Origin of the sequence: Caulobacter sp. RHG1 (genome assembly GCF_013181195.1) — a bacterium.
In the GTDB taxonomy this organism is placed as follows: Bacteria; Pseudomonadota; Alphaproteobacteria; order Caulobacterales; family Caulobacteraceae; genus Caulobacter.
This window is the reverse complement of the sequence record NZ_SMZP01000010.1, coordinates 67026-86079: the sequence shown is the minus strand read 5'-3', so window position 1 is coordinate 86079 and position 19054 is coordinate 67026. Positions and strand designations below refer to the sequence as shown.

At 69.0% G+C, this 19054-nt stretch carries 21 protein-coding genes; 14 read left to right on the top strand and 7 right to left on the bottom strand.

Translation table 11 applies throughout. The features are described 5' to 3' along the window. Nucleotides 1–5 precede the first annotated feature (5 nt). On the bottom strand, nt 6–791 hold the full coding sequence (locus tag E1H18_RS23900; protein ID WP_172273939.1) for a folate-binding protein YgfZ: 786 nt from the start codon (nt 789–791) through the stop codon (nt 6–8). Nucleotides 792–900: 109 nt separating this feature from the next. Between E1H18_RS23900 and E1H18_RS23895 the strand changes: the two genes are divergently transcribed. Both E1H18_RS23895 and E1H18_RS23890 read left to right on the top strand, forming a co-directional pair. Beyond that, nucleotides 901–2097, top strand: a complete 1197-nt coding sequence (locus E1H18_RS23895) for a glycosyltransferase family 9 protein (protein WP_172273936.1) — start codon at nt 901–903, stop codon at nt 2095–2097. Nucleotides 2098–2252: 155 nt separating this feature from the next. After that, nucleotides 2253–3587 (top strand): dihydroorotase, encoded by a 1335-nt coding sequence (locus E1H18_RS23890; RefSeq protein ID WP_172273933.1) that lies wholly within the window; start codon nt 2253–2255, stop codon nt 3585–3587. On the opposite strand, the gene E1H18_RS23885 is transcribed toward E1H18_RS23890, so the two are convergent. Further along, a complete protein-coding gene (locus E1H18_RS23885; RefSeq protein ID WP_172273930.1) occupies nt 3584–4798 on the bottom strand; it encodes an RNA polymerase sigma factor in 1215 nt (404 codons plus the stop codon). The two genes, E1H18_RS23890 and E1H18_RS23885, sit on opposite strands and share 4 nt — an antisense overlap. Beyond that, nucleotides 4795–5133, bottom strand: coding sequence for a YciI family protein (locus tag E1H18_RS23880; protein WP_194248187.1), 339 nt, complete (start codon nt 5131–5133; stop codon nt 4795–4797). The genes E1H18_RS23885 and E1H18_RS23880 overlap by 4 nt, the downstream gene beginning before the upstream one ends. A gap of 148 nt (nt 5134–5281) precedes the next feature. Between E1H18_RS23880 and E1H18_RS23875 the strand changes: the two genes are divergently transcribed. Beyond that, complete coding sequence (locus E1H18_RS23875; RefSeq protein ID WP_172273922.1) at nt 5282–7066, top strand: feruloyl-CoA synthase; 1785 nt, start codon at nt 5282–5284, stop codon at nt 7064–7066. On the opposite strand, the gene E1H18_RS23870 is transcribed toward E1H18_RS23875, so the two are convergent. After that, nucleotides 7053–7694: a lysoplasmalogenase gene (locus tag E1H18_RS23870; protein WP_172273919.1), complete on the bottom strand. Its 642-nt coding sequence runs from the start codon at nt 7692–7694 to the stop codon at nt 7053–7055. The two genes, E1H18_RS23875 and E1H18_RS23870, sit on opposite strands and share 14 nt — an antisense overlap. 116 nt (nt 7695–7810) lie before the next feature. Between E1H18_RS23870 and E1H18_RS23865 the strand changes: the two genes are divergently transcribed. Continuing rightward, nucleotides 7811–9349 carry an acetolactate synthase large subunit gene (locus E1H18_RS23865; RefSeq protein ID WP_172273916.1) on the top strand — a complete coding sequence of 513 codons (1539 nt, stop codon included), beginning with the start codon at nt 7811–7813 and terminating at the stop codon, nt 9347–9349. Nucleotides 9350–9534: 185 nt separating this feature from the next. Here E1H18_RS23865 and E1H18_RS23860 read toward each other — a convergent pair whose 3' ends face one another. Continuing rightward, nucleotides 9535–10887, bottom strand: coding sequence for a hypothetical protein (locus tag E1H18_RS23860; protein WP_172273913.1), 1353 nt, complete (start codon nt 10885–10887; stop codon nt 9535–9537). A gap of 154 nt (nt 10888–11041) precedes the next feature. On the opposite strand from E1H18_RS23860, the gene E1H18_RS23855 reads away from it, so the two are divergent. From E1H18_RS23855 to E1H18_RS23835, 5 genes are read left to right on the top strand one after another with little or no spacing between them, the layout of a single operon-like run. Continuing rightward, a complete protein-coding gene (locus E1H18_RS23855; protein ID WP_172273910.1) occupies nt 11042–12118 on the top strand; it encodes an MBL fold metallo-hydrolase in 1077 nt (358 codons plus the stop codon). A gap of 47 nt (nt 12119–12165) precedes the next feature. Then, a complete protein-coding gene (locus E1H18_RS23850; RefSeq protein ID WP_172273907.1) occupies nt 12166–12609 on the top strand; it encodes a MarR family winged helix-turn-helix transcriptional regulator in 444 nt (147 codons plus the stop codon). Further along, nucleotides 12606–13376, top strand: a complete 771-nt coding sequence (locus E1H18_RS23845; RefSeq protein WP_172273904.1) for an enoyl-CoA hydratase — start codon at nt 12606–12608, stop codon at nt 13374–13376. Before E1H18_RS23850 ends, E1H18_RS23845 begins: the two co-directional genes overlap by 4 nt. A gap of 38 nt (nt 13377–13414) precedes the next feature. Next, complete coding sequence (locus E1H18_RS23840) at nt 13415–14380, top strand: SDR family NAD(P)-dependent oxidoreductase (RefSeq protein ID WP_172273901.1); 966 nt, start codon at nt 13415–13417, stop codon at nt 14378–14380. Beyond that, on the top strand, nt 14380–14883 hold the full coding sequence (locus E1H18_RS23835; protein ID WP_172273898.1) for a hypothetical protein: 504 nt from the start codon (nt 14380–14382) through the stop codon (nt 14881–14883). Before E1H18_RS23840 ends, E1H18_RS23835 begins: the two co-directional genes overlap by 1 nt. Here the strand turns inward: E1H18_RS23835 and E1H18_RS23830 are convergent. Next, nucleotides 14880–15206, bottom strand: a complete 327-nt coding sequence (locus tag E1H18_RS23830) for a TfoX/Sxy family protein (protein WP_172273895.1) — start codon at nt 15204–15206, stop codon at nt 14880–14882. The two genes, E1H18_RS23835 and E1H18_RS23830, sit on opposite strands and share 4 nt — an antisense overlap. Here E1H18_RS23830 and E1H18_RS23825 point away from each other — a divergent pair. Beyond that, the gene (locus E1H18_RS23825; protein ID WP_172273892.1) at nt 15205–15684 is read left to right on the top strand and encodes a GNAT family N-acetyltransferase; all 480 of its coding nucleotides are present in this window, start codon (nt 15205–15207) and stop codon (nt 15682–15684) included. The genes E1H18_RS23830 and E1H18_RS23825 overlap by 2 nt on opposite strands. Here the strand turns inward: E1H18_RS23825 and E1H18_RS23820 are convergent, their stop codons facing one another. Beyond that, nucleotides 15685–16950 carry an MFS transporter gene (locus E1H18_RS23820; RefSeq protein WP_172273889.1) on the bottom strand — a complete coding sequence of 422 codons (1266 nt, stop codon included), beginning with the start codon at nt 16948–16950 and terminating at the stop codon, nt 15685–15687. 97 nt (nt 16951–17047) lie between these two features. Between E1H18_RS23820 and E1H18_RS26425 the strand changes: the two genes are divergently transcribed. From E1H18_RS26425 to E1H18_RS23805, 4 genes are read left to right on the top strand one after another with little or no spacing between them, the layout of a single operon-like run. Beyond that, nucleotides 17048–17092, top strand: coding sequence for a hypothetical protein (locus E1H18_RS26425; RefSeq protein WP_194248186.1), 45 nt, complete (start codon nt 17048–17050; stop codon nt 17090–17092). A 60-nt stretch (nt 17093–17152) separates the two neighbouring features. After that, a complete protein-coding gene (locus E1H18_RS23815; protein WP_172273886.1) occupies nt 17153–17686 on the top strand; it encodes a GNAT family N-acetyltransferase in 534 nt (177 codons plus the stop codon). Between the two features lie 32 nt (nt 17687–17718). Then, on the top strand, nt 17719–18282 hold the full coding sequence (locus E1H18_RS23810) for a DUF1285 domain-containing protein (RefSeq protein WP_172273883.1): 564 nt from the start codon (nt 17719–17721) through the stop codon (nt 18280–18282). Continuing rightward, complete coding sequence (locus E1H18_RS23805) at nt 18279–18929, top strand: CoA pyrophosphatase (protein ID WP_370526585.1); 651 nt, start codon at nt 18279–18281, stop codon at nt 18927–18929. The genes E1H18_RS23810 and E1H18_RS23805 overlap by 4 nt, the downstream gene beginning before the upstream one ends. The last annotated feature ends 125 nt before the right edge of the window (nt 18930–19054 follow it).

The following is a 19054-nucleotide window of genomic DNA, read 5'->3' as shown; positions in this document are numbered from 1 at the left end:
GCCCCCTAGGCGAGCCAGTCCGGGCGCTCGACGGTCACAGGCCGTCCGTCCACGGTCAGCGCCGCGCCCTCGATGCGGTCCAGGCGCAGCAGGGCCATGGCCCGGCCGTCGCGGCCGCTCAACACCTCGCCGGCCCGCAAGGTCCCGGCCAGCACTTCGGTCCCGAAGGCCGGCGCGGGGCCGTTGAAGGCGATGGGCAGCATGCGGTTCTTGATCGTGCCGCGCCGTTTCATGCGGCTGGTCGTCTCCTGGCCGACGAAACAGCCCTTCTTGAAGTCGATGCCGGCCAGGAGGTCGTAATTGGCCTCGATCGGATAGGTCGCCTCGCTGCCCCAGTCGGCCGGCCCTGGCGCGCCGAGAGCCAGGCGGTGGGCCTCGTAGGCGTCTTCGTCGGCATTGGCGCCGCGCTCGCCATAGGCCCGCGCGCCCAGGCCCGGCAGGCGGGGGTCGATGTACAAGCCCGCGATGTCGCCGCCCCATGCCGCGAATACCGGTGTATCGACGGCCTCAAGCGTCACCTTGGCTCGCAGGCGGTACATGGTCAGCCGCATCAGGATCGTCGCCCGATGCTCGGCCGCCACGTCCAGCAGGGCGCCGTCTTCCGTACCCGCCACGAACAGGTCGTAGAGCACCTTGCCCTGCGGGGTCAGCAGCGCCGCGAAGCGCAGCTCGCCGGGCTGGATGGTCTCGACATCCTGGGTCAGCAGCCCTTGCAGGAAGCTCTTCCAGTCCGGTCCGGACACGGCGATGACGGCGCGGGACAGCAGGGGGGCGACGGTAAGCGTGGTCATGTCGCACATGTGGCGCCGAGGTGACGGTCGCGCCAGTCCTCAAAAACTCGGAAAGCTCAACCGTTAACGTGGGATGCGTCGACTCGAAGACGCATCTATAGATGGACCGATGACACAGCGGGCCTTCCCGATTCTCTTCATCACGGCCACCCGCATCGGCGATGCGGTGCTGTCGTCCGGCCTGATCAAGCTTCTCTCAGATCAAATACCCAACGCGCGCTTCACCATCGTCGCCGGCCCGTTGGCCGCGCCGTTGTTCGCCCACGTGCCGGGCCTGGACCGCGTGATCGTGATGGAGAAGGGCAAGGGCAAGGGCCACTGGTTCAAGCTCTGGAACCAGGTCCGCCGTAAAAAGTGGGGCCTAGTCGTCGACCTGCGCGGCAGCGGCACGGCCCTCTTCCTGCGCCGCGAGAAGCGGGCGATCTGGAAGAAGACTCCCGGCGAACCGGTGCACAAGGTCATCGACGCGGCCCGCACCCTGAAGCTGGAAGGCGACCCGCCGGCCCCGCACCTCTACATCACCCCCGAGGTCCAGGCCCTGGCCGACGGCCTGCTCGGTGAAGGCGGCCCGATCCTGGCCGTGGGGCCGGCCTCGAACTGGATCGGCAAGGTCTGGCCGATCGAGCGCTTCATCCAGACCGCCGGTCAGCTGCTGGACAAGGACGGCCCGATGGCCGGCGGTCGGCTGCTGATCCTGGGCGGTCCGGAAGACCAGCGCATGGTCGAGGAGCTGCGCATGGCCACCGCGCGCGGCCGCTGCATCGACCTGACTGGGAAGGTGGATCTCCTGACCGCCTATGCCTGCCTGCGGCGGGCGCGGACGTTCATCGGCAACGACTCGGGCCTGATGCACATCGCCGCCGCCGCCGGAACGCCGACCCTGGGCCTGTTCGGCCCGTCGGACGAGCGCCGCTACGCGCCCTGGGGCGAGCATACGGCGGCGATTCGTGGCCCGCGCACCTTTGACCAGTTCCTGGCCATCGACCCGGACCTCTCCCAGGCCATCCGCCACATGAGCGACCTGCCGGTGGCCAAGGTCGTCCGCGAAGCCAAGGCCTTGCTGGCCCGCACCATCCCTGCCGACGTCTCGGCGCAGGCCGCCGTTGTCGAGGCGGCGATCGCCGAGGAAGACGCAGGCGTTGAAGAGGCTCCGCCGGCCGAGGACATCGCGCCGGAACACCTCATCGTTGCTGAGGAACCGTCCGCTCAGGAGGAGGCCGTCGAGGAAGCGTTGGCTGAAGAACATGAAGCCCCTCAATCGCTCATCCCCGCGCAAGCGGGGACCCAAGCTGAGCGAGACGCTTAAGCTCGGTTGATCCCGCAAACTCTGCATGGGTCCCCGCTGGAGTTTATCCTCGGGCGCGCGCTTTAGCGCGACCCGGGGGCGGGATGAGCGGATAATGGTTGCGGGGTGGGAACAGGGCTCCTAGACCCGCTGAAATCCATTCGCAGGAGCCTCCCATGACCCAGACCTTCGACCTGATCGTGCGTGGCGGCGAGGTGGTGAACCACGCGGGTCGCGGTCTCGCCGACATCGGCGTGCGCGGCGGCAAGATCGTCGCTATCGGCGACCTGAGCCAGGCCAGCGCGGGTGAGATCTTCGACGCCTCGGGCCTGACGGTGCTGCCGGGCGTGATCGACAGCCAGGTCCACTTCCGCGAGCCGGGCCTGGAGTGGAAGGAAGACCTGGAAAGCGGCTCGCGCGGCGCGGCCCTGGGCGGCGTGGTCGCCGTGTTCGAGATGCCCAACACCGAGCCGACGACGACCGATCCGGACGCCCTGGCCGACAAGCTCTCGCGCGCCAAGAACCGCATGCACACCGACCACGCCTTCTATGTCGGCGGCACCCACGAGAACGCCAAGTTCCTGGGCGAGCTGGAGCGCCTGCCGGGCTGCTGCGGCATCAAGGTGTTCATGGGCGCCTCGACCGGCACCCTGCTGGTGCAGGACGACGAGGGCGTCGAGAATGTGCTGCGCCACGTCAACCGCCGCGCGGCCTTCCACTCGGAAGACGAATACCGTCTGGCCGACCGCCGCCATCTGGCGCGCCCTGGCGACTGGACCAGCCACCCCGAGGTGCGCGACGCCCAGGCCGCCCTGCAATCGACCCACCGCCTGGTCCGCATCGCCAAGAACCTGGGCAAGCGCATCCATGTGCTGCACGTCACCACCAAGGAAGAGATCGACTTCCTGGCCCAGAACAAGGACGTCGCCTCGGTCGAGGTCACGCCGCAGCACCTGACCCTGGTGGCGCCCGAGGCCTACGAGCGCCTGAAGGGCTTCGCTCAGATGAACCCGCCGATCCGCACCGCCGACCATGTGGCTGGCGTCTGGCGCGGCATCGAGGCCGGCATCGCCGACGTGCTGGGCTCGGACCACGCCCCGCACACCCGCGAGGAGAAGGCTCGGCCCTATCCGGCCTCGCCCTCGGGCATGCCCGGGGTCCAGACCCTGGTGCCGGTGATGCTGACCCACGTGGTGGACGGCAAGCTCAGCCTCGAGCGCTTCGTCGACCTGACCAGCCATGGCGTGAACCGGGTGTTCGGCCTGGCCGACAAGGGCCGCCTGGCCGAGGGCTTCGACGCCGACTTCACGATCGTCGACATGAAGGCCCGCAAAGTCATCACCCACGAGCAGATGGCCAATCGCGCCGGCTGGACTCCGTTCGACGGCTTCGAGGCCAAGGCCTGGCCGGTGGCGACCATCGTGCGCGGCATCGTGGTCATGCGCGACGACGAGATCGTCGCCGAGGGCCGTGGCGAGCCGGTGCGCTTCCTGGAGACCCTGGCGGGCTAAAGTTCGCTCCGCCTACGGATCAGCCAAAGGCGCTCGGCTGGTCCGGGCGCCAGATCCAGAGCGCGATCATAGGCCAGAAGCGCCTCCCCCCGCCGTCCCAGACGCGCTAGGAGGTCGGCGCGCACGGCGTGGAAGGGCTGGAAATCGGCCAGCCGGGGGGCGTCCAGCGCCTCGATCTCGGCCAGGGCTGTGGCTGGTCCAGCGATCTGCGCCAGCACTACGGCGCGGTTGATCCTCACAAATGGGTCCTCGCGCCAGGCCAGCAGCAGGTCGTACAGCGCCAGGGCCGCCGACCAGGGCGGTGGTTCGGCCAAGGATCGGCGGACGCACCACACGCCCTGCAGCGCCGCGCGCAGTTGGCGGGGACCGGAACGGTTCAGCCGCGCGGCCGCCCTTAGCAGAGCCTCGCCTTCGCGGATCAGCGGCTTGTTCCAGCGGGCGGGATCCTGCTCCGAGAGAGGGACCATCGCCCCCTCGGCGTCCAGCCGCGCTGGCCGGCGGGCCTCGGCGAAGCGGACCAGGGCGGCGAAGGCCAGGCACTCGGGCTCGGTCGGCAGCAGGTCGGCCAGCGCCGTGGTCAGGTCCAGCATCTCGCGGCCATAGCCGGCGTGTGGACCAAGCCCCGCGGCGTCCTCGTGAGCGCGGGCATAGGCGACCTCCAGGGTCGACAGCACCGCCGATAGCCGCTCGGGCCAGGCGTCGGGACCAGGGACCTCGAACGACACCCCGGCCTGCGCGATCTTCTTCTTGGCGCGGGTCAGGCGCTGGAACATGGCCGGTTCGGCGACCAGGAAGGCGCGGGCGATCTCCTGCACGGAAAGTCCGCAGACCAGCCGCAGGGTCAGGGCCGCGCGGGCCTCGGGCGCGACGGCGGGATGGCAGCAGACGAAGATCAGCCGCAGCCGCTCGTCGGGGATCAGGCGGGCGTCCGAGACCAGAATGTCCTCGACTGAGGGCTCCGGTTCGGGCGCATCGAGCGTTAGCTTTTGCCTGATATTCCGTTTACGGATTATATCCAGGGCGTGCCGCCGCGCCGTGGCGTAGAGCCAAGCCGCTGGGTCGAGCGGTGGGGCTGTCGGCCAGACGGCGGCGGCCCGCGCGCAGGCCTCGGCATAGGCCTCTTCGGCCAGATCCAGGTCGCGGAAGGCCGTGGCCAAGGCGGCGACGATGCGCCCGCCGGCCTCCCGCGCCGTTTGGTCTAGCGTGTTCAATCCATCTCCATCACGGGCCGCACCTCGACCGCGCCGTCGCGCAGCAGAGGAATCCGCTTGGCGATGGCCAAGGCCGCGTCCAGGTCGGGGACCTCGATCTGGTAGAAGCCGCCCAGCTGCTCGCGGGCCTCGGCATAGGGGCCGTCGTGCAGGGCGTGACCGTCGGCGGTCTTGCGCACAGTGGTGGCGGTGTCGGAGGTCTTCAGGCCATCGCCGCCCCGCAGAATCCCTTGCTCGGCCAGCTCGGCGGCCAGGGCCTGGTGGGCGGCGATGACCGCTTCCAGGTCGGGGCTGTCGTCTTGATAGAGGCTCTCGTCCTCGTAGATCAGCAGCATGTATTGCACGATGTCGTCTCCAGGCGAGCCCGCGGTCCTCGCGGCGCTTTCGAAGGGAGAGACGCGCGAGCCGGCCCGGATTCGACAGGCCTTGGCGAAAAAGTCGAGACCAGATTGAACGCTGTGATCCGACGCGGGATAGTCGGGCATGAACGCATCCATCGACGCCCCGTTTCGTGACGCCCGCTACGCGCCTCGTGCGCTGGACGTCGAGCGACAGGGCGAGACGCTGATCCTGCGCAATCCCATGCCCTACGCCGCCACCATGCGGACGACGACGGCGCCGCTGGCGCGCTGGGCGGCCGAGGCGCCGGAGCGCATCTGGCTGGCGGAGCGGGATGGCGAGGGCTGGCGGACGGTGACCTATGCCAGGGCGGCTGAGCAGGTCGCGGCTTTGGCCGGGGGGCTGAAAGGTCTTGGCCTGTCGCGTGGCCAGCCGCTGCTGATCCTGGCCCGCAATGGGATCGACCACGCCCTGATCGCCTATGCCGCCATGGGCCTGGGCATGCCGGTCGCGCCGGTCTCGCCGCAGTACGGGCTGAAGGGCGCGGATCTGACCCGGCTGGAGCATGCCGTGGAGCGCCTGAAGCCCGCCGCGGTCTATGCCGACGACGCCGAGGCGTTCGGCGAGGCGCTGGCGGCGCCGTTCCTGGCCGGTTTGCCGGTGGTGGTCAGCCGCAATGCGCGGCCGGGCGATGTCGCCTTCGACGACCTGCTGAACAGCGCCCCCGTCGAGCCCGTCGCCCAATCCGACGACATCGCCAAGCTGCTGCTCACCTCGGGTTCGACGGGCAAGCCCAAGGCGGTGGTCTGCACCCACGACAACATCGCGCTCAACGCTTGTCAGATCCAGGGCTGCTACGCCGATCCGGATCCGCCGGTGCTGGTCAATTCCGCGCCCTGGAGCCACAGCCTGGGGGCAAACGCCATCCTGCACATGGTCCTGCACCGAGGCGGGACCCTGTACATCGACGCTGGCCAGCCCGTGCCAGGCAAGTTCGCCGAGACTGTCCGCAACCTGCGCGAGGTGGCCACGACCTATCACAACATGGTCCCAGCCGGCTGGGGCATGCTGGTCGGCGAGCTGGAACGCGACGAGGTCCTGGCGGCCAAGTTCTTCGAGGTAGTGCGGGTGCTGCAGTACGGCGGCGCATCCATGGCCCAGTCGATCCTGGATCGCGTCCAGGCCGTGGCGGTGCGCACGATCGGTCAGCGGATCACCTTCGCGGCCGGCTATGGCGCGACCGAGACCGGGCCGACGGCCTGCAACATCCATTGGATCAACGCCCGTTCGGGCATGGTCGGCCTGCCGACGCCCGGGACCTCGGTGAAGCTGGTCCCGGCCGGGGAGGGCGGCAAGTTCGAGATCCGGGTGAAGGGACCGCAGGTCTCTCCCGGCTATCTGGATCAGCCGGAAGCCACGGCCCAGGCCTTCGACGAGGACAGCTTCTACCGGCTGGGCGATGCGGCGCGGCTGGCTGATCCGGAGGACCCGGCGGCGGGCCTCGTCTTCGACGGGCGCCTCGTGGAGAACTTCAAGCTCGCCAGCGGGACCTTCGTGGCGGCTGGGGCGCTGCGGGTGGCGGCGGTGTCGGCGATCGGCGGGCTGATCTCGGACGCGGTGGTCTGCGGCGAGGGCCAGGACGGTGTCGGGCTGATGCTGTTCCTTGACGCCAAGGCCTGCGAGCGGCTGGGCGATAAAGGTGCGGTCAGGGCCGCGATCATCGAGGGGCTCTCGCAGCTGAACGCAGGAGCCATGGGCGGCGGCGGCAGGGTGCTACGCGCCCTGATCCTGGATGGCGCGCCCGACGCGGCCAGCGGCGAGCTGACCGACAAGGGCTATATCAACCAGGCCCTGGCTCGCGATCGGCGTCCGGCCGAGCTGGCGCGGCTGTTCGCCGAGCGCCCCGACGCCGGGGTCATGCGGTTCTAGGCTCGGGACCTCGCACCACGCCCAGGCAGATCAGCAGCTGGCCGAAATAGTAGAGGCCCCAGACCGCCAGCCCGGTGGCGAAGGTGTCGGGCAGCGATCCCAGTCGCGCGAAGATCAGGAGATCGGAGGCGACGAACATCAGCGCCCCAAGCCCGACCATCTTGCGGGAGAAGCGGCTCATCAGCGCCGTCGCCGCCATCACTGCCAGGATCAGGCCATAAAGCGCTACGCCCGGCGCGGCGGCGCGATCTGCCGGCAGCAGATAGGAGACGATCGCCACCACCGGGATCAGCAGCAGCTGCAGCCGCGTACCGGTCCCGCGATGCCGCAAGTAGAGGCCCGTGGCCGTCAGGTGGCCCAGAAGGAATGACACCGCTCCGATCGTCAGGCCGTGGGTTTCCAGCAGGATGTCGCCGCCCGCGCCCAGCGCCATGACCGCGACCAGAAGCCAGCCGTCGAGGTTTCGGGCGCGCAAGGCGGCATGGACCGCCAGCAAGGCGACGCCCGCGCCCTTCCAGGCCGTCTCCACCACTGCTGGCAGGTCCCAGGTCCAGGTCGCCACATAGCTGACGCCGGCGATTATCGACGCGACAAGCGTCCCGCGCGCGATCGCGCTCATTCCTTGCATGAACCGTTTCCCCCAACTTTTTCTTGAGATTGCGACGAGGTTCGCGCCGGACGCAATCGTGTTGAGGGGCCTGCCGAAATGTCGGACACCAAGGGCATAACAAAATGGAGGACGGCATGAACGGCGCGGACGCCCTGATCACCACCCTGGCCGACAACGGGGTCACAGCCTGCTTCGCCAATCCCGGCACCAGCGAGATGCAGTTCGTCTCGGCCCTGGACCGCGAGCCGCGCATGCGCTCGGTGCTGTGCCTGTTCGAAGGCGTGGCGACCGGCGCGGCCGACGGCTACGGGCGGATGGCCGGCAAGCCCGCCTGCACCCTGCTGCACCTGGGGCCTGGCTACGCCAACGGGGCGGCCAATCTGCACAATGCTCGCCGCGCCTTCACGCCGGTGGTCAATGTCATTGGCGACCATGCCACCTATCACCGCGGCTTCGACGCGCCGCTGAACAGCGACATCGCCGCCCTGGCCGCGCCCAACTCGCTGTGGGTCAAGTCGGCCGAGAGCGCCGACAGCGTCGGGCCGCTGGCCGCCGAGGCCATCGTCGCCAGCTACGGCGCGCCCGGCGGCAACGCCAGCCTGATCCTCCCGGCCGACAGCGCCTGGAACGAGGCGACCGTGAAGGGGCCGGTGGTCACCCCGCCAGCCTTCGTCCAGCCTGATCCGGCCGCCGTCGAGGCTGTGGCCAAGGCGTTGTCCTTCGCCAAGAAGCCGGTGCTGCTGCTGGGGTCGGGCGCCTGCGGCGAGGCGGCGCTGGCCGCGGCCGGCCGCCTGTCGGCCCACGGCGTGCGCGTGCTCACCGACACCTTCACGTCCCGCCAGGCGCGGGGCGAGGGCCGCTTCCGACCCGACAAGCTGCCGTACTTCGCCGAGCTGGCCCTGCAGGACCTGGAGGGCGTCGATCTGATGGTGCTGGTCTCGACCCAGCGGCCGGTGGCCTTCTTCGCCTATCCCGACCGGCCCAGCGTGCTGGTTCCGGAGGGTTGCTCGGTTGAGACCTTGTGCGGCCGCGAGGTCGACGCCGAGGCGGCGCTGATCGCCCTGGCCGATGCCGTCGGCGCGCCAGAGACGGGACCACGCGAGACCTACGCCCAGATCGATGCGCCGACGGGCCGCCTGGACGCCTGGGCCATCGGCGCCTCAATCGCCCGGCACATGCCAGCCGATGCCGTGGTCTCGGACGATGCGGTGACGGCGGGGCTGCCGATCTTCACCCAGACCCGCGCGGCCCGCGCCCACGACTGGCTGTCGCTGACCGGCGGCGCGATCGGCCAGGGCGTTCCGGCGGCGATCGGCGCGGCCGTGGCCTGTCCCGACCGCAAGGTGCTGGCCCTGACCGGCGACGGGGCGGGGATGTACACGGTGCAGGGGCTGTGGACCCTGGTCCGCGAGCAATTGGACGTCACGGTCGTGGTGTTCGCCAACCACGCCTATCGCATCCTGGGCATCGAGCTGGGTCGCACCGGGGCGGGCAATCCCGGTCCTGCGGCCTCGAAGCTACTGGACCTGGGCGACCCGCGCATCGACTGGGTGGCCCTGGCTGCCGGCATGGGCATGGCCGCTGAACGGGCCGAGACCGCCGAGGCCTTCGAAGACGCCTTCGCCCGCGCCATGGCCGCGCCGGGGCCGCGCCTGATCGAGGCGGCGTTGTAGTTTGGATGCTCCCCCGCGCTGCGGGGGAGCTGTCACGAAGCGACTGAGGGGGCTAGCTGGACGTAGGCCGAGTTGGCCCCCTCCGGCTCTCTGAGCCACCTCCCCCGCATCGCGGGGGAGGATCAAAAGAAAAGGCCCGCCGGGATCGCTCCCGGCGGGCCTCGTCATTTCAAGCGCTGAGCAGATCAGCTCTTGGTCGCGTTGGTCGGCAGCTTGCAGCCGCCGCCGATGCCCTTGGCCTGCACGCAGGACAGGAACTGCGACGAAGCCGGCTTGGAGACGTTGAGCGGATAGGCCAGCACCCAGCCCGGCAGACCGTCCGAGCAGGCGACTTCGACGAAGCCTTCCTTGTCGGTCGAGCCGATGATGCGGGCGTCCGAGACCTTGCACGAACCCTTGTTGAACTTCACCAGGTCGGCCGACAGGCGGGCGTACTGGGTGTCCTTCTTGGTGAAGGTGCAGCGATAACCGTTCAGCTCGGCGGTGATGCAGTCGAACACCTGGCCGTCGTTCGCCGTGAAGATGGCGATGGCGCCGACGTCGCTGTTCTTGCACTTCAGCTCGACGACTTCCTTCTTGGGGTCCTGGCTGGGCAGCATGCCGTACTTTTCGACGTCGCACGGGAAGCCGGCCTTGGCGGCGAGCTTGCCGTAGAAGCCGGCCTGTTCGGTCTGGGCGGCCACGGCGTCGGTCATGGTGCAGCCGCCGCCGACGAAGCCGGCCTGGGCGCACGGAATGGCCTTGGCGAAGGCGCCGTTCGACGCCGTCTGCTGGTACATGTAGCCCTTACCGTCCTGGCACGAGACCTCGTAGTAGTTGTCGGTCTTGGTGCTGAGGACGTAGCGCTTGTCCTTGATCGTGCAGCTGGTGCCGGCCGAGCCGTTCAGCGTGTTGACGACGCTCAGCTGGGTCTCGCGGTTGGTCAGCTTGCAGTTGACGTTGCCGCCTTCCTCGTAGAGCAGGCAGCTGTTGGCGACGACTTCGCCGTTCAGGGTCATCGGGTTGGCCGTCTGGAGGACGTAGCCCGTGCCGCCCTTACAGGCGATTTCGAAGAACGAGTTCTTGGCCGACGAGCCGATGGCGCGGCTGTTCTCGACTTCGCAGCTGACGCCGGCCTTGGTGGCGTAGGCCTGAAGGGCCGCGCCGGGGTTGGCGTTGCCAGGCAGGACGCAGGCCAGGCCGCCGGCCTTGCCGTCGGCTTGCGGGGCGCTCGATTCCAGGCAGGTGTAGGTCTGGACCGGGGCGTCCTTCTTGGCCAGAACCGCGAAGCCCATGCCTTCGTTACAGGCGACTTCGTAGTACTTGCTGGCCGACTTCTTGTCCTCGCCGATGTAGCGAGCGTCCGAGACGGTGCAGGCGATACCGGCGGCCTGGATCAGGGCCGGAGCTTCCTTCATGCCCACTTCGCGCGACTTGGCGTCGACGGCGGCGGGCTTGCCCTTCTCTTCTTTCGGCGCCGAAATGACGGCGGCTGGAATGAGAATGGCGACCGCGAGGGCGGCCGACAGGCCGATCGCGAAACGCTTCATGGGACACATCTCCTGGGTGGATTCCTCGCGCGGACATAAGCGCGTGCTTGCATCGGGGGTCAAGATACCGTCCGACATAGGCGCGAACATGACCGCGCCTGCGGGCAAAAAATGGGTTGGTTCAAGAAGCTTCGCCTGACGAGCGGGGCCGGGAGGGAACGGAATGCGGGACGGGTTCGAAGATGCGGCGGCGACCGAGGCGCCGAAGAAGACGGGGCGGTTGGTCTATCCGTTCGAGATGGCGCCGGAGGTCGGGGCCGGCGACGCGGTCCAGGTGGCGCCGGGCGTTCTGTGGCTGCGGATGCCGCTGGGCGGCTCGCTGCAGTTCATCAATGTCTGGGCCATCGCGGACGGCGAGGGCTGGGCGGTGGTCGACACCGGTCTGCAGACCCGCGAGACCAGCCAGGCCTGGCGCGACGCCTTCGCCGGCGCCCTGGGCGGCAAGCCGATCACTCGGGTGATCGTCACCCACCTGCATCCCGACCACATCGGCCTGGCCGGCTGGATGACGCGCAAGTTCGACTGCCGGCTCTGGATGACGCGGCTGGAGTATTTCCAGTGCCGGATGCTGGTGGCCGACACCGGCCGTGAAGCGCCCGAGGACGGGGTGAAGTTCTTCCGCGCCGCCGGCTGGGACGAGGACGCCCTCGACAACTACAAGGCCCGTTTCGGCGGCTTCGGCAAGGCGATCTACGCCCTGCCCGACAGCTATCGCCGCCTCAGTGACGGCGAGGATTTCGAGATCGGCGGCAAGACCTGGCGGGTCGTGACGGGGCAGGGGCACTCGCCCGACCACGCCTGTCTGTGGTGCCCGGAGCTGAACCTGCTGATCTCCGGCGACCAAGTGCTGCCGCGCATCTCGTCCAACGTCTCGGTGTTTCCGACCGAGCCGGACGCGGACCCCTTGAGCGATTGGCTGCGGTCGCTGGCCAAGGTGCGGGATGTGGTGCCGGACGAGGTCGTGGTGCTGCCGGCTCACAACGATCCGTTCGAGGGCCTGCACACCCGGATCGAGGGGCTGATCTCCGGTCACGAGCGCGGCCTGGGAAGGCTGGAGAAGAAGCTGGCCGAGCCCAAGCGGGTGGTCGACACCTTCGGCGCCCTGTTCGCCCGGCCGATCGGGCCGGACCTGCTGGGCATGGCCACCGGCGAGGCGCTGGCGCATCTGAATTGCCTGATCGGGCGGGGGCTGATCCGCCGGGAACTCGATGGTGAGGGGGTGGCCTGGTATCGGGCGTGAAAACGCGCGTTTGACATTTCGCGTGCGAAACATAATCTGACGCGCGCATGTCCGTGCCCGCCGACCGTCGACTGATCTTCCTGCTTAACGCCGGCCAACGGCGCGTGCAGCGCTGGATCGAGAGCAAGATGGCGGCCAAGGGCGGTCTGACCGCCGCCCAGTCGGGGGTGCTGTTCTATCTCGGCGACAAGGACGGGGTGCTGATCGGCGAGGCTGCCGACGCCCTCGATCTGGCCCCCTCGGCCATGACCGGCCTGATCGACCGCATGACCCGCGCCGAGCTGGTCGAGCGCCGCGCCGATCCCAAGGACGGGCGGGCCATGCGCCTGCACCTGACCGACAAGGGACGCGACGCCCGCCAGGCCGCCAAGTCCGGCCTGGACGGGATCAACGCCCACCTGATCGACGGCTTCACCGACGCCGAGATCGCCGTCGTCGCCCGCTGGCTGGCCAGCCTGCAGACCAAATTCCCCAAGGGAGAAGCGCAATGACCGAGCACGTAAAGGTCGAGATCGACGCCGGCGTGATGACCCTCACCCTGGCCCGGCCCGAGAAAAAGAACGCGCTCTCCAACGCCATGTACAAGGTGCTGGCCGACAGCCTGGAGGCCGCCGAGCAGGACCCCGCGATCCGCGTGGTGGTCTTCCAGGCCGACGGCGACAGCTTCACGGCCGGCAACGACCTGCAGGACTTCGCGGCCCAGGGCGCCGGGGCCTTCACCGAAGAGCGGCATGTGGGGCGGTTCCTGAAGGCCCTGGCCCACGCCACCCGACCGCTGGTCGCCGCCGTCCACGGCCAGGCCGTGGGCGTCGGCACGACCATGCTGCTGCACTGCGATCTCGTCTATGTGACGCCGGATGCGCGCCTGACCGTGCCGTTCGTCAATCTGGCCCTGGTGCCGGAGGCTGCCTCCAGCTGGCTGCTGCCGGCCCGGATCGGCCACGCCCGCGCCTACGCCATGTTCGCCTTGGGCGAGGCGATCGACGGCGCCACCGCGGTGGCCTGGGGGATCGCCAACGGCGCGGCCGAGGCCGGCGACCTGCGGGCCCGGGCGCGCGAGGCGGCCGACCGGCTGGCGACGCGTCCGCTGGGCGCCCTGACCACGACCAAGCGCCTGATGCGCGACGCCGAAAAGATCGCCGAACTGATGGACACCGAAGGCGCGCTGTTCGGCGAGCGCCTCAAGACCGCCGAAGCCCGCGAGGCCTTCATGGCCTTCATGGAGCGCCGGCCGCCGGATTTCTCGAAGGTGGGCTAAGCTCGCCGCCATAACAAAAACGATCTGGGAGGATCGCCATGGCTGAACGGATCACCTCGCCCTTTGGGGCGAAGACGACGGCGCGCGAGGTGGCCCAGGGCCACGACCTGTCGGGCCGAACGGCCATCGTCACCGGCGCGGCCACCGGCATCGGCGTCGAGACCGCCCGCGCGCTCGCCTTGGCTGGCGCCGAAGTGATCATCGCCGCCCGCAAGCCTGAGCTGGGCGAAGAGGTCGCCAACCAGATCAACGAAGAGGTCGGCTCCAAGCGCGTCAGCTTCGGCATGTTGGACCTCTCCAGCCTGGAGGCCGTGCGTCACTTCGCCAACCGCTGGGGCGAGCGGCCGATCGACCTGCTGATCAACAACGCCGGCGTCATGGCCAGCCCGCTGATGCGCACTGCCGACGGCTTTGAGATGCAGTTCGGCACCAACCATCTGGGCCACTTCCTGCTGTCGGTGCTGCTGGCTCCGAACCTGGTCGCCGGCGCCAAGGCCAGCGGGAAGCGCTCGCGGCTGGTGTCGCTGTCGTCGATCGGCCATCGCCGCTCGGGCGTGAACTTCGACGATCCGAACTACGAGAGCCGGCCCTACGAAAAGTGGGAAGCCTACGGTCAGGCCAAGACCGCCAACAGCCTGTTCGCGGTCGGCTTCGAGCAGCGCTTCAAGGACCAGGGCGTCAACGCCAACGCCGTCATGCCCGGCGGCATCATGACCCCGCTGCAGCGCCATCTACCGATCGAGGAGCAGAAGGCGCTGGGCTGGATCGACGACGACGGCAACGTCCGCGACGGCTTCAAGACCACCGAGCAGGGCGCGTCGACCAGCGTCTGGGCCGCGGTCGGCAACGAACTGGAGGGCGTTGGCGGGCTCTATCTCGAGGACTGCAACCAGGCCGTCCCGTGGACCAAGGAGCATTCTTGGGTCGGGGTGATGCCCCATGCTCTGGACCCCGAAGCGGCCGACCGGCTGTGGGACTATTCGATCAAGGTGACGGGCGCCTGATGGAAAGCCGCTCCACCCTGCGCCTGGCTGGGGTCGCGACCCTGGCCGGCGCGGCGATCGACGTCGCCGCGCCGTTCGTCATCTACCCGCGTCTCACCCAGCCGTGGCCGCATCTGGTCTATGTGCTCATCGACCTGCTGCTGGTGATCGGCATGCTGGGTCTGAGGGCGGCGACGGCGAAGTCGACCGGGCGGCTGGCTCTGGCCGGCTTCGTCCTGGCCCTGCTGGGCGTAATGCTGGTGCGCACCTCCGAGGCCAGGATTTTCGGCGAGGCCTCGTACATGATCGCCTCCAGCGCCTGGTCGATCGGCATGGTGCTGTGGGCCGTCGATCTCTTGAAGGCCAAGACGTTCCGGCTGGCGGCGGCGCTGTGGATCGCCGCGCTGGCGGTCGGCCTCGCAGGTCTGGTCGTGAAGGACGGCGGGACGCTCGCGCACCTGGCCAAGTGGACCTTCATCGGCGGCTTCGCGGTGGTTGGGTTCGAGCTCCTGAGAAAGCGCTAGCGCTTCTTGCGCGCGGCGACCTCCAGCGACTTGCGGGCCCAGTCGATCAGGATCTCCTGGTCGTCCAGCGCCTCGGCCGGGGCGGACCAGTAGTTCAGGGTCTTGCCGTCGCCGAACGGGTCGAAGATCTGGGCGCCGGCCGCCTCGAACTCTGCCTTCAGGGTCTCATCGCCCTTGAGATAGAGCACGTCATCGGCAATGAGGGCGAAGAACAGGCCGTTGGCGTAGATCCCGGCGCCGCCGAACATCCGGCGCGTGGTGATCCGCCCTAGCGGCGCCAGCTGCTCGACCAAGAAGTCCAGATAGTCCGAAGAGACCGCCATGTCCGTTTCAGTCCGCGCCGCCACGCCCGCCGATGCGAGCCTCATCCACCAGTTCATCCGCGATCTGGCCGAGTATGAAAAGCTGCTGCATGAAGTGGACGCCAGCGAGGCCGACACCGCCGGTGCGCTCTTTGGCGACAACCCGCGCGCCTTCGCCGACATCGCCGAGATCGACGGCCAGCCGGTGGGCTTCGCGCTGTGGTTCTACAACTACTCGACCTTCGTCGGCCGGCACGGGATCTATCTGGAGGATCTGTTCGTGCGGCCGTCGGCGCGTGGTTCGGGCGCGGGCAAGGCGCTGCTGGCCAATCTGGCCCAGCGCTGCGTCGCCGAGAACCTTGGCCGCCTGGAATGGTCGGTTCTGGACTGGAACGCGCCCTCGATCGCCTTCTACGACAGCCTGGAGGCCGCCGCGATGACCGACTGGATCACCCGCCGCCTGACTGGCGACGCGCTGCGCAAGCTGGCGGGCGTCTAGCTACTCCAGCCGGTCGGCCTTGCGCAGGTCGGGGAAGAGGTAGGCCCAGAGGGCGGTGACGGCCATCGCGCCGACGCCGCCGAACACCGCTGCGCCGACCGGCCCCAGCAGCCAGGCGACCGCGCCGCTCTCGACCTCGCCCAGCTCGTTGGACGCGCTGATGAACACGCCCGAGACGGCGGCGACGCGGCCGCGCATGGCGTCGGGGGTGACGATCTGGACCAGGGTCTGGCGGACATAAACGGACAGCATGTCAGCTCCGCCCAGCACAGCCAGGGCCCCGACCGACAGCCACTGCAGCTTCGACAGGCCGAACACCACGGTGGCCAGGCCGAACACCGCCACACCCGCAAACATGATGTGGCCTGCATGGCGGCGGATCGGGTTGCTGGCCAGGTAGATGCCGACCAGCGCCGCGCCGATCGCGGGAGACGCGCGCAGCAGGCCAAAGCCGCCCGGACCGATGTGCAACACGTCCTTGGCGAAGACCGGCAGCAGGGCGGTGGCCCCGCCCAGGATCACTGCGAACAGGTCTAGCGAGATGGAGCCGAAGACGATCTTGTTGTTCCAGACATAGGCCAAGCCCTCCTTGATCAGCTCGACGCGCGAGCCGTCCTGGCGTTCGGGCTTGGTCGAATGGCGCACCAGCAGCGCCAGCGTCGCGGCCAGCAGGTAGAGGGTCACCGAACCGCCGAAGGCCAGGCCCGGCGAGTGAATCAGCAGCAGGCCGCCCAGGGCCGGGCCGGCGATGGCCCCGCCCTGCCAGGCCAGTGAGTTCCAGGCGATGGCGCGCGGCAGCAGGGCGCGCGGCACCAGCATGGGCCCCATGGCGCTGCTGGCCGGCGACAGGAAGGCGCGGCTGGCTCCGAACATCACCGAGATGGCGAAGATCGGCCACAGATGATGCGAACCCGACAGGGCCAGCACCAGCAGCACGCCGGCGCTGATCGCGTCCAGGGTCAGGCTGACGGCGATGATCCGCTTGCGGGTGAGCCGGTCGGCCGTCTCGCCGGCGATCAGGGTCAGCAGCAACAACGGGATGAATTGGGCCAGGCCGATCATGCTGACCAGGAAGGCCGACTCGCCGACCGAGTGGGTCAGGCGGGCGATCGCATAGACCTGCCAGCCCAGCGCCACCGACTGGATCTGCACGCCCACGGTCGAGCAGAACCGCGCCACCAGGAACAGCAGGAAGTCACGTTCCCGCAACAGGGCGCGGCTAGAGGAGTCGGAAGCGGGCGCGTCTGCTGGGGCGGGGTCTGACATCGGCCCGCAACATAGGCTCAAGCGCCCGCATCGCAACGTTGTTGACCTGAGAAAGGCTTGGCCCTACAGCGCGCGCAGTCATCCGGAGCTTTGGCCCATGCGACGCCTGCGACGAATCCTGCGCGAACGCGCCACGATCTGAAGCCCTCCCGCGCGCCTTCGCGTCGGGAGCCCCCGACGTCCTCTCGCATTTCGAAGGCCGATGACCTCCGTTTCCACCTCTGTTTCTGCTGAGCCCGCCTATCCGCCGTTGGTCCTCGAGACCCCGGCGATGGAGGCGGCCGTCACCCATCTGATCGACCGGGTCTTCGGGCCCGGCCGCTTCGCCAAGTCGTCCGAGCGCCTGCGCGAGGGCAACACCCTGCTGAACGACTGCTCGTTCGTGGCCCTGCGCGAGGGCAAGCCCGTCGGCTGCTGCCGCATGTGGCCGGTGACCATCGGCGGCGAGGCCGTGGCGTTCCTGGGGCCGCTGGCCGTCGATCCCGACGAGCGCAGCGCGGGTCTGGGCCAGGCCCTGGTCGAGAGCGCCGTCGAGGCCGCCCGCGCAGCCGGCTGGCGCGCCGTGCTGCTGGTCGGTGACGGTCCCTATTTCGGCCGGGTCGGCTTCAACAACGCCCACACCGCCGGCGTCGTCATGCCGGGTCCGGTGGACCAGCGTCGCGTGCTGCTGTTGCCCCTGCGTCAAGGCGGCGACGAAGGGCTGTCGGGTCTGGTGGCGATCGATCCCCGCGCTTGAGCCGGGGACCCTTAGGGCCTAACTGATCGGGGATGACCGAGGTTTCCCCCAAAGCTGGACTGGAAGGCGTCGCTGAAGCGGCGAAAGCCGCCGGCGGTCGCGGCCTGCCGCCGGTCCATCTGTGGAACCCGCCCCACTGCGGCGAGATCGACATCCGCATCCGCAAGGACGGGGTGTGGTTCCACGAGGGTACGCCGATCGGCCGCGAGGCCCTGGTGCGCCTGTTCTCGACTGTGTTGCGGCTGGACCCGGACGGTTATCACCTGGTCACGCCCGTAGAGAAGATGAAGATCGTCGTCGAGGACGCGCCGTTCATCGCCACCCGCGTCGATCGCGAGGGCGAGGCGCTGATCTTCCAGACCAATGTCGGCGACACGGTCGAGGCCGGGCCCGACAACGCCATCCGCGTCGAGATCGATCCTGAGACCGGCGAGCCGCGGCCCTATCTGCACGTGCGTCGCGGCCTGGAGGCCCTGATCGCTCGGCCGGTGTTCTACGAGCTGGCCGAGATGGCGACCCTGACCGGCGATGCGTGGGGCGTCAGCTCGAACGGCGCGGTGTTCCCGATCGCTGCGCCCGGAACGGACCTCGCATGATCCCGGATCTGAAGGGCGAGGACCTGCGGGCCTGGATCGGCAGTCGGCTGGACCCGATCGCCGACTACGACCCCAGCCTGGCCAATCCGATCAAGTCGGACTTCGACCTCAATCCGGGCCTGACCTTCGACAATCCCCACGCCCTGCGGCCGGCCGCGGTGCTGGTAGGGCTGATCGAGCATGACGACGGCCTGACCGTGCTGCTGACCCGCCGCGCCGACACCCTGCGCAGCCACACCGGCCAGATCGCCTTTCCCGGCGGCCGCTGCGATCCGGGCGAAACGCCCTGGGGCACGGCCCTGCGCGAGGCCCAGGAAGAGGTGGCGCTGGACCCGGCCTTCGTGACCGTGGCGGGGCTGCTGCACGGCTATCAGACGGTGACCGGCTTCCACGTCACGCCGGTGGTCGGCTTCATCGATCCCAAGGCGACCTTCGTGGCCAGTCCCGAAGAGGTCGCCGACGTCTTCGAGACCCCGTTCGCCTTCCTGATGGACCCGGCCAACCACCAACGCCAGCATCGCGAGACGCCCAGCGGCGAGCGGCGCAACTTCTACGCCATGCCCTGGAACGACCGCTTCATCTGGGGCGCGACGGCGGGGATGCTGCGGTCGCTGTACGAGCGCTTGAGCGATGGCGCCCACGAATAGGGTGCTGGCGCGGGCGCGCCGCCTGACCTAGTTATGTCGCCCCGTTTTGGGGATCGAGGGCCTGTTCCTTCTGGGTGGAAACCCCACAATGGGGAACGAGGTTCTCGAAGAAGAACTCGGGGGCA

Coding starts and splice junctions, on each gene's coding strand:
- E1H18_RS23870 (WP_172273919.1), bottom strand. CDS start 7,694: ATGCAAGGAATGAGCGCGATCGCGCGCGGGACGCTTGTCGCGTCGATA.
- E1H18_RS23890 (WP_172273933.1), top strand. CDS start 2,253: ATGACCCAGACCTTCGACCTGATCGTGCGTGGCGGCGAGGTGGTGAAC.
- E1H18_RS23845 (WP_172273904.1), top strand. CDS start 12,606: ATGACCGAGCACGTAAAGGTCGAGATCGACGCCGGCGTGATGACCCTC.
- E1H18_RS23810 (WP_172273883.1), top strand. CDS start 17,719: ATGACCGAGGTTTCCCCCAAAGCTGGACTGGAAGGCGTCGCTGAAGCG.
- E1H18_RS23825 (WP_172273892.1), top strand. CDS start 15,205: ATGTCCGTTTCAGTCCGCGCCGCCACGCCCGCCGATGCGAGCCTCATC.
- E1H18_RS23865 (WP_172273916.1), top strand. CDS start 7,811: ATGAACGGCGCGGACGCCCTGATCACCACCCTGGCCGACAACGGGGTC.
- E1H18_RS23860 (WP_172273913.1), bottom strand. CDS start 10,887: ATGTGTCCCATGAAGCGTTTCGCGATCGGCCTGTCGGCCGCCCTCGCG.
- E1H18_RS23805 (WP_370526585.1), top strand. CDS start 18,279: ATGATCCCGGATCTGAAGGGCGAGGACCTGCGGGCCTGGATCGGCAGT.
- E1H18_RS23830 (WP_172273895.1), bottom strand. CDS start 15,206: ATGGCGGTCTCTTCGGACTATCTGGACTTCTTGGTCGAGCAGCTGGCG.
- E1H18_RS23880 (WP_194248187.1), bottom strand. CDS start 5,133: ATGCTGCTGATCTACGAGGACGAGAGCCTCTATCAAGACGACAGCCCC.
- E1H18_RS23855 (WP_172273910.1), top strand. CDS start 11,042: ATGCGGGACGGGTTCGAAGATGCGGCGGCGACCGAGGCGCCGAAGAAG.
- E1H18_RS23895 (WP_172273936.1), top strand. CDS start 901: ATGACACAGCGGGCCTTCCCGATTCTCTTCATCACGGCCACCCGCATC.
- E1H18_RS23815 (WP_172273886.1), top strand. CDS start 17,153: ATGACCTCCGTTTCCACCTCTGTTTCTGCTGAGCCCGCCTATCCGCCG.
- E1H18_RS23875 (WP_172273922.1), top strand. CDS start 5,282: ATGAACGCATCCATCGACGCCCCGTTTCGTGACGCCCGCTACGCGCCT.
- E1H18_RS23835 (WP_172273898.1), top strand. CDS start 14,380: ATGGAAAGCCGCTCCACCCTGCGCCTGGCTGGGGTCGCGACCCTGGCC.
- E1H18_RS23820 (WP_172273889.1), bottom strand. CDS start 16,950: ATGTCAGACCCCGCCCCAGCAGACGCGCCCGCTTCCGACTCCTCTAGC.
- E1H18_RS23850 (WP_172273907.1), top strand. CDS start 12,166: ATGTCCGTGCCCGCCGACCGTCGACTGATCTTCCTGCTTAACGCCGGC.
- E1H18_RS23900 (WP_172273939.1), bottom strand. CDS start 791: ATGACCACGCTTACCGTCGCCCCCCTGCTGTCCCGCGCCGTCATCGCC.
- E1H18_RS23840 (WP_172273901.1), top strand. CDS start 13,415: ATGGCTGAACGGATCACCTCGCCCTTTGGGGCGAAGACGACGGCGCGC.